Source organism: Marinobacter maroccanus (assembly GCF_002933275.1).
GTDB lineage: Bacteria > Pseudomonadota > Gammaproteobacteria > Pseudomonadales > Oleiphilaceae > Marinobacter > Marinobacter maroccanus.
The window spans coordinates 76,820-89,420 of the sequence record NZ_PSSX01000001.1; the positions used below are offsets into that span (position 1 = coordinate 76,820).

The window sequence follows — 12,601 nt, forward strand, 5'->3', positions numbered from 1 at the left end:
CCGGAGTATTTGTTTTTGTATCAGGGTTTAAGAGGGAAGCTGCAGCTATCTGCAGCTTCCTGAGGGGTGCGCCGGTGTCAGCTTAGCCGGTGCGAGCCAACCGCTCGGGCGCCAGGCTGGCTCCGGCGGTGTGCTTTTTGAACCGTTCTTCGGCCAGTTCGTTGGCGATCTCCCCGGTGGGGCGCCCCGAGCGGTCGGAACGGTTGAAGATTTCGGTCAGGGTGTCTCCGATGGTCTCCACGTGGGCGCGAACCGTTTCCGGTGTGGCTCCGGTGCGCTCGTAGAATACATCGATGATGCCACCGGCGTTGATGGCAAAATCCGGTGCATAGAGAATGCCCCGGTCCCGCAGCATGGCATCGTGCTCCGGGTGTTCCAGCAGATTGTTGGCGGCGCCGGCGACAATGCGGGCCTGCAACTGGGGAATGCTGTTATCGTTCAGTACCGCGCCCATGGCACAGGGCGCAACCACGTCTACCGGCAGGGACAGAATGTCTTCGGCAGCGGCCGGTCTGGCCCCCAGCTGATCCACAGCCCGCTGCATGTTTTCCTCGTGGATGTCATAGACCCAGAGATCAGCGCCGGCGTCCTTCAGATGCCCGGCCAGCCGGAAACCGACATTGCCGATGCCTTGGATGGCCACCTTCAGGCCGTTGAGGTCGTCCCGCCCGAGTTTGTGTTTTACCGCTGCCTTGAGGCCGATAAAGGTGCCGTAGGCGGTTGCCGGTGATGGGTCGCCGTTGCTGGGGTTGCCATCAAAACCTGTGCGGGAGGCGATTCCTGCAACGTGTTTGGTGTGCCGGCCCATTACCTTGAGGTCGGGTACGCTGGTGCCGGAGTCTTCCGCCGCAATGTACTGCCCGCCAAGACTTTCCAGATGACGGCCCATGGCCTCCATCAGCGCTTCGGTTTTCTGTTTGCGCGGGTCACCAATAATCACCGACTTGCCGCCACCCAGGTCCAGGTTGGCAAGGGCGGATTTGTAGGTCATACCCCTTGAAAGCCGCAATACATCGCGTACTGCCTCTTCATCGGAGGCATAGGGAAACATCCGGCAGCCGCCCAGTGCAGGGCCGCGGGAGGTGTTATGGATAGCAACGATGGCCTTGAGACCGGTTTCGGGATCGCAGAAAAAGGACAGATGTTCGTGGTTATCGAACTCGGGATGGCTGAATAGCATTGTGAAATCCTCTCCCACTGGGCCGGATCTCGGCATGAGCGGGTATCTTGTTCTTGTCTACCGGCTTGTGGCCGGCGTTCCGATTTCAGGTGTCCGGTTTATCCGTTGTGGGGGTTGCCCACCGAAAGTGCCCTTTTGGGGCTGGACGAAAAACAAACTAGCCGCAATTGACGTTAACGTCAACATGCAAAAGTGAACTATTGTGACCAGTGCGCAGCCTCGGATACTCGAAGCTTTCGGGAGAGATGCATAGCGATCACCGTGTCAGCAGCCATGCTTTCATGGCATGAACCTGATCCATTAGTCTCAGATCTTGTGATTCTGCGGAAACTACCTATACGCGGATTAAGGAAACTGACCTAGTTTCCCCTGATGTCTGTCGCTTCCTATTCTTATCAGCTCCAGCCGGCCCGGGTGCGGGTGGAGTTTTTCCGGCTACTTCCCATCTCATTGTTTGTGGTGGCGTTTGGCGCTGCCTTCGGGTTGGCAGCCACTCAGAAAGGCCTTGAACCGCTACAGGCTGTGCTGATGAGTGCCACGGTCTTTGCCGGGGCGTCCCAGTTTGCAGCCGTCGACATGTGGGGCGCCGAAGTATCTGTCCTCCCGATGATTGCTGTGGTCTTCGCCATCAACTCCCGCCACCTGCTCATGGGCGCTTCACTTTACCCGATGCTGAGGGATGTCTCGCCGGGCAAGCGTTATGGTCTCTTGTTGTTGCTGACAGACGCCAACTGGGCTGTCTCTGCCCAGGAATACCAGAGTGGTCGGCGTAACCTGGAGGTGATCCTCGGTGGTGGTCTGGCGCTGTGGCTGGCCTGGATTATCGGCACCGGCCTGGGTGTCTACTTTGGTGGGTTGCTGCAGAACCCCAAAGCTCTGGGGCTGGACATGGTCTTGGGATGCTTCCTGCTGGCCATGGCATTGGGCGGGAAAAAGTCCCCAAGGGTACTTGTAGCCTGGGCCGTTGCGGCGTTGGCCTCGTTGGCGGCCTGGCGATGGCTACCGCCCAACACCCATGTGGTGGTCGGTGCTCTGGCGGGCGGCGCGATTGGCTTCTTCTGGCTTGAACGCAAGCCAACTGCAGGTGTGGAGGGAAGCGACCATGACCGTTGAAACCACCACGGCCGGCATACTGTTCCTGATTGCGGTCATGACGGCCGTCACACTGGTGACTCGCTTCGGTGGGGCGTTCGTTATGTCGTTCGTAAAGATCAATCCGCGGATTGAGAGCTTCATCAACACTATGGCCAGCTCGGTCCTGATTGCCATCATCGTGCCCATGGCGGTGACTGGTGACGCCGGAGCACTGGCAGCCCTGATTACGACTGCCGTTACCATGCTGGTGTTGCGCAAGCCTCTGCCGGCCATTGCCGCAGGTATTGCTGCCGCCGGAGTCGTTCGGTACCTGGCCTGACCTCTCAAATCTGAAGTGATTAAAAACTGCTCAAGTCTGGCGCCGCCCGGCCGATACACCTGTGTAGTGATAACAGGTACCCAAAGCCATGATTTCCTCCAGCCAGATTTCGCTTTTCCAGGACAGTTCCCGCCAGGTATCGGCTTTCGACAGCACCCAAGTGCGCATTAACCGACAAGCGCCGGCTGCACCCCAGGCCAATCAGAATGCGGTGGGCTCAGAGCTGACACTTATGCGCCAGGCCGCCTACCGTTACAGTAGCCAGGAGCAGCTCGCTTTCAGCGGCAGCAGTACGGTGACCGGTGACGGTCAGCAGAGTGTGTTCACCAGTGCCCAGCTCGCCGAGAAAACCTCGGAGCTGTTTCTGATGGGCCAACAGGCGCTGAGTGTCAGCCGTGCCGCGCTCGGTGGTGATGCGGGTGTCGAGGGGCGGGGCAGTCTCTCAGTTTCAGCCGGGCGCTACATGTTTTACTCCGAGAGCGAATCCAGAAGCTTTGCCTCTACCGGCACCATAAGCCTGGAGAACGGAGAAACCATTGATTTCACACTTTCCCTGCGACAGTCCCAGTCCCGAACCTATGAGTACTCGGAGCTGGTCCAGATCCACGAGCGGCCGCTCACCGATCCCCTGGTGATCAACTTCGGCAATGCTACCGCGCGTCTGACTGACACCCTGTTCGAGTTCGATCTGAACGGCAATGGCGAAACCGGGCAGTTTGCTTCTCTTGGCGGCGGCAGCGGCTATCTGGTGTTGGATCGTAATGACAACGGCAAGGTGGACGATGGGACTGAGCTTTTCGGTCCCCGGAGCGGTTCCGGTTTCGGCGAACTGGCCAGGTTCGATGACGACGGCAACCGCTGGATCGATGCCAATGATGAGATCTTCGCGTCGCTGTCCGTATGGGTGCAAACTGCGGACGGCTCGCAGGCTCTGAAATCCCTCGAGGAGGTCGGGGTTCAGGCGCTCTACGTGGACAATGTCGAAGACCGCTTCACCCTCGCCAACAGCCAGGGTGTACCCCTCGGCCAGATCAAAAGTTCCGGCATTTATCTGACCACCGACGGTGAGGTCCGCACCCTGGAAGAAATCGATCTTGCAGAGCAGAATACCGCCGACGCGCCGGCCGCGGAGACCGTCCTGAGCACTGACCGTGGGTCAGCAGATCGCGGTGGTAGCGGCGGGCTGGTGGAAGCTCGGGTGGAAGCGATCCGTTCGGCCCTTGAGAAGCTGAACGAGATCCGCGAAAAGCAGAAGGCGTTTATCGAAGACTCCAAAGACGCTGGCAAGCCCAAATCACCGCTTGATGATTACCTGAAGCTGATCGACAAGATGCGTTTGGAGATGCTGAATAGCCAGGACGAAAAGAAGCAGGCGGCTAGCCGGTATCTGGAGTTTGCCCGTTTGTGAACTTGGTGCATGAAACAGGCGGGTGGAGTCTCCCAAAAAACGCTGTGAATACGTCCGTGTACGCTTGGCTCCGCCATCCATGGCTCCGCACATTTTTGGGAGACTCCACCCGCCTGTTTCTTCCAAGTTGATCGTTGCCTACGGCATCGGATTGGTGTTTCTTAATGCAAGTTCCCCAACGCCAGGAAGTTTGATGCCCAATGCCAGTGGATTGACGCCAAAAGACAATCCAAGAATATTCAGTTCGACTCCTTCTCTGACGCCGGCCAACAAACCAAAGTACCCTCCCAGCGAGAACTGATAACCCGTGCCACCCGGAACCTCTGCTATCACTCGGTCGCCGATGAAGTCCTTACCGATGGCATGGTTGGGCAAAGCAACATCCAGCCCCGGGACGTCCCGTATTACCCAGGCCACGAAGGTATTGCTGTTCGGGCCAGGCCAGGCTTCATATTCGGTCGGGTAGGGGTAGGATTCCACCGCCTGGTAGAGGTCGGGAATAAGCTTTTCGGCCTCTTCTCCACGGATATCAGCATAGAGTTCCGGTTTCGCTCCGTACCAGTGTCTGTCCGGTTCACCCGGGCGGGAATTGACCACGTAGCTGCGCCATCCGGTTACCTCATGAACCCGGTAGTGACTGGCGCCTTTTTCCTTGGTGGCGATCCAGGTATGGACGGCAAAGTAACCTCGCCAACTCCAGGCCCGGGCGCCGTATACCTGAACGATGGCTTCCTCGGCCTGCTCTGGCAAAGGCGCAATCCGGGCACTCTCCCGGGTTGCTGTTTGCCAGCTCTCCGCCCCCTGCAGGCTCCCACTGGTGGCAAGCAGGATCGGGCCGGAGAGCAGCAGGAGTACGGCGCCGACCAGCCAGCCGGTATATTTCAGAAATCGTTTCATGAGCCCAGTCCAAAACGTGAGGATAACCGGGACCCTTTGGGACGCAGAAAGTTCCGGATTACTGCATTGATTGTAGTGAACAGATACGTCACCCGTTAGTTGACGGATGAGGACGGCGCCGGGCCGTGGTTTGCCGGCATCAGGCTTCTCATCTAGGCTCAAAGGTACAAGCTTCAAGTTTCAGGAGGGTTCCATGTCTGACCATCACGTCTACAAAAAAGTGGAAATTGTCGGTTCTTCAAAGAAAAGCATTGAAGATGCAATCGAGAACGCGCTTGAGGAGTGTGGGAAAAGTGTCCGCAACATGGAGTGGTTTGAGGTAACCGAAACCCGCGGCCATATTGTCGACGGCAAGGTAGGCCATTACCAGGTTGTGATGAAAGTCGGGTTTCGTATCGCTAACAGCTGAATGACCGACTTTTAGCTGCTTCGAATTGCCCGGTGCCGGATGGACGAAACCAGCTGGTTCATCAGTTCCCGGGCTTCGCCCTCATGCAGACTGTGGCATTTGTCCTGCAGCACCCGGCGGTCGTGGTTGGATGAGGCGCTGGAGACGTCTTTGAGCAGATCCAGATACTGGCAGGCCGCCAGGTGGGCCTTGATCTCGGCATCGATCAGCCGGGTCACCAGTTCATCGACGGATTCGGTACAGAAGGGACGGCTGCGGTTCAACAGATTGCGTGCCTCCAGGGCCGCATTGCGGGCTTCCAGCCTCAGTTCACCCGCGGCTTCGCCCGCTTCAACCGCCCTGAGGAACATGCCCAGGCGTTCGTGGAGATGCCAAACCTGGGGCCAGATCTTGCTGTAGGCTTCCACTTCTGTGTGGTAGCGGGCTTCCTCGACCGACGAGCCCGCCCCACCGTTACCCGCGTCACCGGGACGGTTGAATTGAGCGACCCGTATGTCGTCAACCTCCCGCCACAATGTGTCAGAACGCTCGCGCAGCGCTGCCATCTGATCCTGGTGGCGGCGCCGCGCTCCCGCGCCGAGAAACAGGGCGATAAGCGCAAGCACCAGGGCTCCCGCAGCCAGCAGCAGCGGGAGGCTGCCTGCCGATATCATGTTCCATAATGGGTCTGTATCCATCGTCTCTGACCCCCGCGCAATTCCTGTGTGGTAATTCAGTATAGAAGCTAATCCTGCTCCTGCTGACGGAAGGGCAGAACGGATTTGGCGTCTTCGAAATAACCAAGCACATGTTCCGCTTCTTCATGGGTGAAATTGTCGATGGCCTCGCGGAAGCCGGGGTGCATAATTCCATGCCATGAATGGGTAATTACCGGCTCAAAACCACGTACCAGTTTGTGTTCACCCTGGGCGCCGGCGTCAATATGGCTCAGACCCAGGTCCATAGCCAGTTCGATGCCCTGGTAATAACAGGTTTCGAAGTGCAGGTGGTTGTATTCGTCCAGGCACCCCCAGTAGCGCCCATAGAGCGTGGTTTTGCCCGCCAGAAACAGGGCGCCGGCAATCATTTTTTCTTCATGCTCGGCGATGAGCAGGTGCACATGCTCGGGCAGCTGCTCCAGAAGCAGCTCAAAGAAGCGCCTGTTCAGGTAGGGCCGCTGACCCCGTTTCAGGTAGGTGGCCTGGTAAAATACGTAAAAGGCAGACAGCACATGTTCCGGAATGCCCCGGCCGTGGAAGCGGGTAAAGGAAATGCCTTGTTCGGCAACCTGGCGGCGCTCCTTGCGTATGGACTTTCGCTTGCGGGAAGTCAGCGCTGCCAGAAAACCATCAAAGTTCCCGTAACCGTGGTTGTGCCAGTGGAACTGGCATCCGATCCGATGCAACTCCCGGTCGTGCTGGAGCAGTTTCTGGTCCTCGCTGTCCGGAAACAGCAGGTGCCAGGAGTGGGCGCCCAGTTTTTCAGTCAGCGTGTCCAGCAGATCATGAATCTGTTCTGGCGTCAGTTGTTCCCGCAGGTCCGGGTCCAGCAGCAACCGGGGGCCGGCAGAGGGCGTAAACGGGATGGCGATCAACAGCTTCGGGTAATACGCAAGGCCATGTCGCTGGTAGGCATCGGCCCAGGCCCAGTCAAAAACGTATTCACCCATGGAGTGGCTTTTCAGGAAAGCCGGTGCCAGGCCGACGATTCTGCCATCCGACTTGAACACCAGGTGTCTCGGAGACCAGCCGGTGGCTGCCGATGTGCATCCGGACGCTTCCAGAGCCTGGAAGAACTCGTAGCGAAGAAAAGGGTTGGTACATCCTGCCAGTCGCTCCCACTCTCGTGCGGGAATGTCATTGATACTGGAGCAGGTTTCCAGTGAAAAAGTCGCTGGTCCGGATTCTGGCATGGTGCGGGAAAACTCCTTTGTGTACTCGTTACCATACGTCAGAACACAGGTTCTGATCACCCTTCATCACGCTCTAAAGCCCCGGATACACCTGTGTAAAGGTTCTGCAAAGTGGGAAAGGCTGAATCAGCGACTTGCCTCGAGCGTGTTAGACTTCAGGCAGCAACGGTGGCCGGCACGACAGGTGGAGAGGCAAGATGCAGAACAGGGTGTTACTGGTCGAAGACGATGATGAACTGCGGGAACTGCTTGCCCGTTACCTGACCAATCAGGGTTTCACCGTCCGCGAGGCGGCAAACGGGCGGGACGGGCTGGCTCTGGCGCTTGGCCAGGACTGCGATATCGTCGTGCTCGACATCATGCTGCCGGACATCAGCGGCCTTGAGGTTTTGCGGGAGTTGCGGGCAGAGACTCATCTGCCGGTTGTGCTTCTTACGGCCCGGGGCGATGAAACCGACAGGATCGTGGGCTTTGAAGTCGGTGCCGATGACTATATTCCCAAGCCCTGCAATCCGCGGGAACTGGTGGCGCGCCTGCAGGCGCTGTTGCGGCGGATTGCCTGGGATCAGAAAACCGAAGTCAATGCCGCCCGGACCTATGGTGACCTGAGGGTCGAGCCCGGTCATCGCCGGATTTACCAGAACGATGTTGCCATGGAGCTGACCGCCACCGAATACGAGGTGCTTCAGGTTCTGCTGGCACATGCCGGCAGCGTGGTGCGCAAAACCGATCTGATGCAGTGGGCCCTGGGCCGCCGGCTTGAAGCTTACGACCGCACCCTTGATATGCACATCAGTAACCTTCGCAAGAAGCTGGGCAACGACGATCCGCCACGGATCGAAACCGTCCGCGGGCTGGGTTACAGCTATCGGGTGCCCGAATGAAGCAGCGGCCCATGTTCCCCCTGTTCTGGCGGATCTTCCTCTCGATCTGGCTGGCCATGGCGGTCACCGTGGTAGCCAGCAACCTGGCAACCAGAATGCTTCTGGACCGGGAACGGGAGGCGATTGAGCGGCAGGCAGGTCTCAGGGATCTGGCCGAAGAGGCGATCGCAATTCGTGAGTCCGGCGATCGAGGCGCTGCCTGGCGGTTTCTGCGGGATGAGGGCGAGCGCCTTGAACTGTTTCTGGTACTGCTCGAACAGGATGAGAACGATGGCAAGCTGCCTTCGTTCATTCGCGACCGCATGAAATCCGGCTGGTATCCGCAGAAACCGGCGGTTCTGGACGTTGGCAGCGGCTACAGGTTGGTGGCCTGGCCCCGGGTGCAGGGCGCTGGCTGGCTCAACCCCAGGTTCTTCCGGGCTATAGAGTTCGGGCTGGCCTTGCTGATGATTTCCCTGGCGTGCTGGTGGATCGCCCGCATGGTATCAAGGCCGCTGCGGCATATGGAGAGCACGGCCCGGGCGATTGCGGGCGGGGATAATTCCCTCAGGGTCAGCGAAAGAATCGCACAACGCAGGGATGAGGTGGGGCAGTTGGCGACCGCCTTCAATGCCATGACAGAGCAGCTGTGCAGCCTTCTGGATCGCCAGAAATACCTGCTCCGGGATATTTCCCACGATCTCCGAACGCCGCTCACCCGCCAGCGTATCGCCATTGAACTGGCGAACGAATCCGGCGCTGATGAGGAGCTGATGGCCAGTATCCTGCGCCAGAACGAGCGGCTTGAAACCATGACCGGACAGATCCTGACCCTGTATCGGGTGACTGACGCTGGCGGTGATATTGAGCGGGAACCCCTGAGGCCCGTGCACGTACTTAACCAGGTGCTCCAGGATGCTGCAGACTACGCCGAACATCAGGGTGTGGACTGCAAGCTGGTTGTGTCACAGGAAAGCGCACGAGTATCTGTTCTCGGTGACGAGGGCCTGCTTCAGCGAGCAATCGACAATATCCTGCAAAACGCCCTTGATCATACGCCGCCGGGCAAGGCCGTCCATCTGGGTGTGACAGTCTCGGATGGCTGGCTCAGTCTGGCGGTGGATGACGAAGGGCCGGGCGTCCCGACGGAGCTTATGGATCAGCTTTTCGAGCCGTTTTTCAGGGCCGATAAGTCCCGCGGAGGCAAAGGCTGGGGACTGGGGCTGGCTATTGCCAGGGACATCGTTGCTGCCCACGATGGTTCAATAGGAGCGGAGGCCGGTGAGCGTGGTGGCTTAAGGGTGACGGTTCGTCTGCCGGTGTTTTTCGGCGGTGGCTGATTCGGGCTCCGGATCGGAAGGTTTCAGTTTCTCTGCCCCTGAAAAGTCGATACCCTCCTGCAGTTCGTCCTCATCAAAGCGGATCCCGCAGGCTGCTTTGCAAATTTTTGCGGGTTTGGCAGTGCCCGGGTTGTTGTACTCGTCGTCAGAAGCCATAGGTCGTTGTCCATGAAAAAAGATTACCCCGTTCCCGCAGGATACCTTGAGCGTGAAACCGAAGTGAAGAAAAGCCGGTTCATTGCACGGGTGGCCCCAGTGGGTTCCCGGGAAGACGTAAAGGACTGGCTGGAGCAGGCGCATCAGGATCATCCGGACGCCCGTCATATCTGCTGGGCCTACCAGATCGGCCGCCCCGGTTCTGCCGCCGAGGCCGCCATGAACGATGATGGCGAACCCTCCGGAACGGCAGGCAAGCCGATTCTGAATGTGATTCAGCACAAGGATATGGGTGATGTCCTTGTCATGGTGATTCGGTACTTTGGCGGTATCAAGTTGGGCGCCGGCGGACTGGTGCGGGCCTATGCCGGGGCAGCAGAGAGTGTTCTGTCAGCGGTTGACCGCGTGGTGCAGAAACCCATGACGGATGTGCTGGTTTCCCTCTCCTTTGCCGATGAACAGCCCCTGCGCCATTGGTGTGAGGTTAACGGTGCATCGGTGGAGTCTGTCGATTATGGGGCATCCGTTCGTGCGCGGGTACTGGTTCCGGAGGACCTTCAGGCTGAGTTCGGGGCTTTCTGCGATGCCCATAAGCTGGATTACAGTTTTGAAAGATGATGGATCCCGGGGGCATCGTCACACGTCCGCTACGCGTATACTGTTTAAAGAGCGTTCTACTGAACTGAGGGCAGAAATCATGATGCGTTTTCTGATGTTAGCGGTTGTTACATTGGCCATGACCGGTTGCGCCAGCAATGTGGTAACCGACTACAACTCGTCTGTGGTTTTCGGCAATTATTCCTCCTGGGCGTTTGCAGGTGGTACCGACCAGTCATCCTTTACCTCACTTGACGGCACCCGGGTGCGTAGCGCCGTCGAGAGAGAGCTGAATCGGAAAGCGCTGAAACAGGTCCCCGAGGTGGAGGCCGACTTGCTGGTGAGTTGGCAGATCGTCCCCGAAGAACGGCTTGAGCAGACGGGCCTGGGGCTGGGCTTTGGTTTTGGCAGCGGAAATTTCGGTTGGGCTCTGTCCGCTCCGCCACCGGTGCGTGAAATCGAAGAGGGTAAACTGGTGGTGGAACTGGCGGACAGAAAATCCAAGGAAGTTGTCTGGCGTGCAGCCAGCCGACGCTATCTCAATGAAAACCAGTCACCCGAGACCCGCAGAGAGCTGATCGACGAGGTCGTGGCCGAAATGTTCACCAAGTACCCGCCCGGTCTCGATTGAACAGCCCGGGCAAAACAGAAATAGCACGGAGACGGAATGAAGAAGCGATCTGAGGGCGGTCTGGTTTTTTCGACCGAACAGGGGCGCATGTGCCCGGATTGCCGCAACCCGGTGAATGAATGCACTTGCACGGCAGCATCACGGCCAGCCGGAGACGGTATCGTCAGGGTGAGCCGGGAAACCAAAGGCCGCAAAGGCAAGGGTGTCACCCTGATTACCGGCATCCCACTGGATGACAAGGAACTCAAAGCCTACGCCAAGGTGTTGAAAGCCAAGTGCGGCACCGGAGGCACGGTAAAAGACGGGGTGGTCGAAATCCAGGGCGACCAGCGGGATCTTCTGGTTCCACTGCTTGAACAGAAGGGGTGGACCGTCAAGCGCGCGGGTGGCTGATGGTATAACACGCAATTCCCACTTGCTCACGTTACAATAGAGCCCTCGAACAACGAATCCCGAGTTTTACATCAACCGGAATCTGGCCGGAAATCCCCAGGGTATATCCCTAGGGATGGCAGGATCCGTTCGACCGGAGGCAAGCATGCATATACTGGTTTTGGGCGCAGGCGTTGTGGGCATTACCACGGCCTGGTATCTGCAAAAGCAGGGACACCAGGTAACCGTGGTTGATCGCCAGAACCAGGCCGGCCTGGAAACCAGTTATGCCAATGGTGGTCAGATCTCGGTATCCCATGCCGAGCCCTGGGCCAATCCATCAGCCCCCCTGAAAGTGTTGAAATGGCTCACCAGGCCGGACGCGCCGTTACTGTTCCGGCCAAAGCTGGATCCGGCCCAGTGGCGCTGGGCACTCTTTTTCCTGGGGCAATGCACCTCGGCCAGGGCCGCTCACAATATCCGCCAGATAGTGAACCTTGGCACCTACAGCCGCAGCCAGTTGCAGGCTCTGCGCCAGGAAGCGGGCATAGAGTACGACCACCTCGAGAAGGGCATCCTTCATTTCTACACCAACCCCGCCGAGTTTGACGGCGCCATGGAGCCTACCCGGATCATGCAGGACCTGGGTTGTGACCGGCAGGTTATTGATGCCGACCGCGCGGTTGAGCTCGAGCCGGCACTCAAGCCGATCCGCAACCGGATCGCTGGGGCAACCTACACCTCTGAAGACGAATCCGGTGATGCGCGGTTATTCACGCAGAACCTGGCCACCCGTTGCGCGGAAGCCGGAGTGGAGTTCCGCTATGGCACAGAAATTCTGAGTTTTGAGCGCGCCGGCGAGCGGGTGCTTGGGGTTCAGACTCTCCGTGAAGGCCATCATGAGACGCTCCGGGCGGATGCCTATGTGCTGAGTATGGGCAGCTTCAGTGCGGCGCTGGCCCGGCAGTTGGGTATTTTCCTCAACATATACCCGGCCAAGGGCTATTCGATTACCGTGCCGGTGAAAAACGAAGAGGCAGCGTTCAAGGTCAGCCTGACCGACGATGAGTACAAACTGGTTTACTCACGCCTTGGGGACCGTATGCGAGTTGCAGGTACGGCGGAGCTCAGTGGCTACAGCCGAAAACTGAATTACACTCGTTGCCGTGCTATCGTCCGACGGACGGCGGAAGTCATGCCCGAAGCGGGCTACTGGGACCAGGCCGAATTCTGGGCCGGTCTGAGGCCTGCGACCCCCTCCAATGTGCCGTACATCGGGAAGAGTCACTTTGCCAACCTGTACCTGAATACCGGGCACGGTACCCTGGGCTGGACCCATTCCTGCGGTTCCGCTGCAGCGCTTGCGGATATCATTGATGGCCGCAAGCCGGATGTGGATTTTACCTTCTCCGGGCTATAAAACTGAAAGAGGGTCAGATGAAT

14 protein-coding genes are annotated in these 12,601 nt (G+C 58.5%); 10 read left to right on the forward strand and 4 right to left on the reverse strand.

Annotation, left to right across the window (positions count from 1 at the left end):
• Positions 1-82: 82 nt before the first annotated feature.
• Positions 83-1,180, reverse strand: coding sequence for a Glu/Leu/Phe/Val family dehydrogenase (locus KEHDKFFH_RS00380; RefSeq protein ID WP_104320087.1), 1,098 nt, complete (start codon positions 1,178-1,180; stop codon positions 83-85).
• Positions 1,181-1,552: 372 nt separating this feature from the next.
• On the opposite strand from KEHDKFFH_RS00380, the gene KEHDKFFH_RS00385 reads away from it, so the two are divergent.
• The 3 genes from KEHDKFFH_RS00385 (at position 1,553) to KEHDKFFH_RS00395 (ending at position 4,002) form a co-directional block, all read left to right on the forward strand.
• Positions 1,553-2,293: an AzlC family ABC transporter permease gene (locus KEHDKFFH_RS00385; RefSeq protein WP_104320088.1), complete on the forward strand. Its 741-nt coding sequence runs from the start codon at positions 1,553-1,555 to the stop codon at positions 2,291-2,293.
• A complete protein-coding gene (locus KEHDKFFH_RS00390) occupies positions 2,283-2,594 on the forward strand; it encodes an AzlD family protein (RefSeq protein WP_104320089.1) in 312 nt (103 codons plus the stop codon). The genes KEHDKFFH_RS00385 and KEHDKFFH_RS00390 overlap by 11 nt, the downstream gene beginning before the upstream one ends.
• 88 nt (positions 2,595-2,682) lie before the next feature.
• Complete coding sequence (locus KEHDKFFH_RS00395; RefSeq protein WP_104320090.1) at positions 2,683-4,002, forward strand: hypothetical protein; 1,320 nt, start codon at positions 2,683-2,685, stop codon at positions 4,000-4,002.
• 138 nt (positions 4,003-4,140) lie between these two features.
• Here KEHDKFFH_RS00395 and KEHDKFFH_RS00400 read toward each other — a convergent pair whose 3' ends face one another.
• Entirely contained in the window at positions 4,141-4,899 is a 759-nt protein-coding gene (locus KEHDKFFH_RS00400) for a DUF3750 domain-containing protein (RefSeq protein WP_104320091.1), read from the reverse strand.
• Between the two features lie 193 nt (positions 4,900-5,092).
• Here KEHDKFFH_RS00400 and KEHDKFFH_RS00405 point away from each other — a divergent pair, with 193 nt between their 5' ends.
• Entirely contained in the window at positions 5,093-5,308 is a 216-nt protein-coding gene (locus KEHDKFFH_RS00405) for a dodecin (protein WP_008173934.1), read from the forward strand.
• Positions 5,309-5,319: 11 nt separating this feature from the next.
• Here the strand turns inward: KEHDKFFH_RS00405 and KEHDKFFH_RS00410 are convergent, their stop codons facing one another.
• Positions 5,320-5,985, reverse strand: a complete 666-nt coding sequence (locus tag KEHDKFFH_RS00410; protein WP_104320092.1) for a hypothetical protein — start codon at positions 5,983-5,985, stop codon at positions 5,320-5,322.
• 47 nt (positions 5,986-6,032) lie between these two features.
• On the reverse strand, positions 6,033-7,199 hold the full coding sequence (locus KEHDKFFH_RS00415) for a GNAT family N-acetyltransferase (protein ID WP_104320093.1): 1,167 nt from the start codon (positions 7,197-7,199) through the stop codon (positions 6,033-6,035).
• Positions 7,200-7,396: 197 nt separating this feature from the next.
• Here KEHDKFFH_RS00415 and KEHDKFFH_RS00420 point away from each other — a divergent pair, with 197 nt between their 5' ends.
• From KEHDKFFH_RS00420 to KEHDKFFH_RS00450, 6 genes are all read left to right on the forward strand, one after another.
• Positions 7,397-8,083: a response regulator transcription factor gene (locus tag KEHDKFFH_RS00420; protein WP_104320094.1), complete on the forward strand. Its 687-nt coding sequence runs from the start codon at positions 7,397-7,399 to the stop codon at positions 8,081-8,083.
• Positions 8,080-9,402, forward strand: a complete 1,323-nt coding sequence (locus KEHDKFFH_RS00425) for a sensor histidine kinase (RefSeq protein ID WP_104320095.1) — start codon at positions 8,080-8,082, stop codon at positions 9,400-9,402. The genes KEHDKFFH_RS00420 and KEHDKFFH_RS00425 overlap by 4 nt, the downstream gene beginning before the upstream one ends.
• A 168-nt stretch (positions 9,403-9,570) precedes the next feature.
• On the forward strand, positions 9,571-10,176 hold the full coding sequence (locus tag KEHDKFFH_RS00435; protein WP_104320097.1) for a YigZ family protein: 606 nt from the start codon (positions 9,571-9,573) through the stop codon (positions 10,174-10,176).
• 82 nt (positions 10,177-10,258) lie between these two features.
• Entirely contained in the window at positions 10,259-10,786 is a 528-nt protein-coding gene (locus KEHDKFFH_RS00440) for a DUF4136 domain-containing protein (protein ID WP_192875730.1), read from the forward strand.
• Positions 10,787-10,822: 36 nt separating this feature from the next.
• Entirely contained in the window at positions 10,823-11,179 is a 357-nt protein-coding gene (locus KEHDKFFH_RS00445) for a translation initiation factor Sui1 (RefSeq protein ID WP_104320099.1), read from the forward strand.
• Positions 11,180-11,282: 103 nt separating this feature from the next.
• Entirely contained in the window at positions 11,283-12,578 is a 1,296-nt protein-coding gene (locus tag KEHDKFFH_RS00450; protein WP_338418380.1) for a D-amino acid dehydrogenase, read from the forward strand.
• The last annotated feature ends 23 nt before the right edge of the window (positions 12,579-12,601 follow it).

Coding starts and splice junctions, on each gene's coding strand:
- KEHDKFFH_RS00420 (WP_104320094.1), top strand. CDS start 7,397: ATGCAGAACAGGGTGTTACTGGTCGAAGACGATGATGAACTGCGGGAA.
- KEHDKFFH_RS00445 (WP_104320099.1), top strand. CDS start 10,823: ATGAAGAAGCGATCTGAGGGCGGTCTGGTTTTTTCGACCGAACAGGGG.
- KEHDKFFH_RS00440 (WP_192875730.1), top strand. CDS start 10,259: ATGCGTTTTCTGATGTTAGCGGTTGTTACATTGGCCATGACCGGTTGC.
- KEHDKFFH_RS00435 (WP_104320097.1), top strand. CDS start 9,571: ATGAAAAAAGATTACCCCGTTCCCGCAGGATACCTTGAGCGTGAAACC.
- KEHDKFFH_RS00380 (WP_104320087.1), bottom strand. CDS start 1,180: ATGCTATTCAGCCATCCCGAGTTCGATAACCACGAACATCTGTCCTTT.
- KEHDKFFH_RS00395 (WP_104320090.1), top strand. CDS start 2,683: ATGATTTCCTCCAGCCAGATTTCGCTTTTCCAGGACAGTTCCCGCCAG.
- KEHDKFFH_RS00400 (WP_104320091.1), bottom strand. CDS start 4,899: ATGAAACGATTTCTGAAATATACCGGCTGGCTGGTCGGCGCCGTACTC.
- KEHDKFFH_RS00385 (WP_104320088.1), top strand. CDS start 1,553: ATGTCTGTCGCTTCCTATTCTTATCAGCTCCAGCCGGCCCGGGTGCGG.
- KEHDKFFH_RS00410 (WP_104320092.1), bottom strand. CDS start 5,985: ATGGATACAGACCCATTATGGAACATGATATCGGCAGGCAGCCTCCCG.
- KEHDKFFH_RS00390 (WP_104320089.1), top strand. CDS start 2,283: ATGACCGTTGAAACCACCACGGCCGGCATACTGTTCCTGATTGCGGTC.
- KEHDKFFH_RS00405 (WP_008173934.1), top strand. CDS start 5,093: ATGTCTGACCATCACGTCTACAAAAAAGTGGAAATTGTCGGTTCTTCA.
- KEHDKFFH_RS00415 (WP_104320093.1), bottom strand. CDS start 7,199: ATGCCAGAATCCGGACCAGCGACTTTTTCACTGGAAACCTGCTCCAGT.
- KEHDKFFH_RS00425 (WP_104320095.1), top strand. CDS start 8,080: ATGAAGCAGCGGCCCATGTTCCCCCTGTTCTGGCGGATCTTCCTCTCG.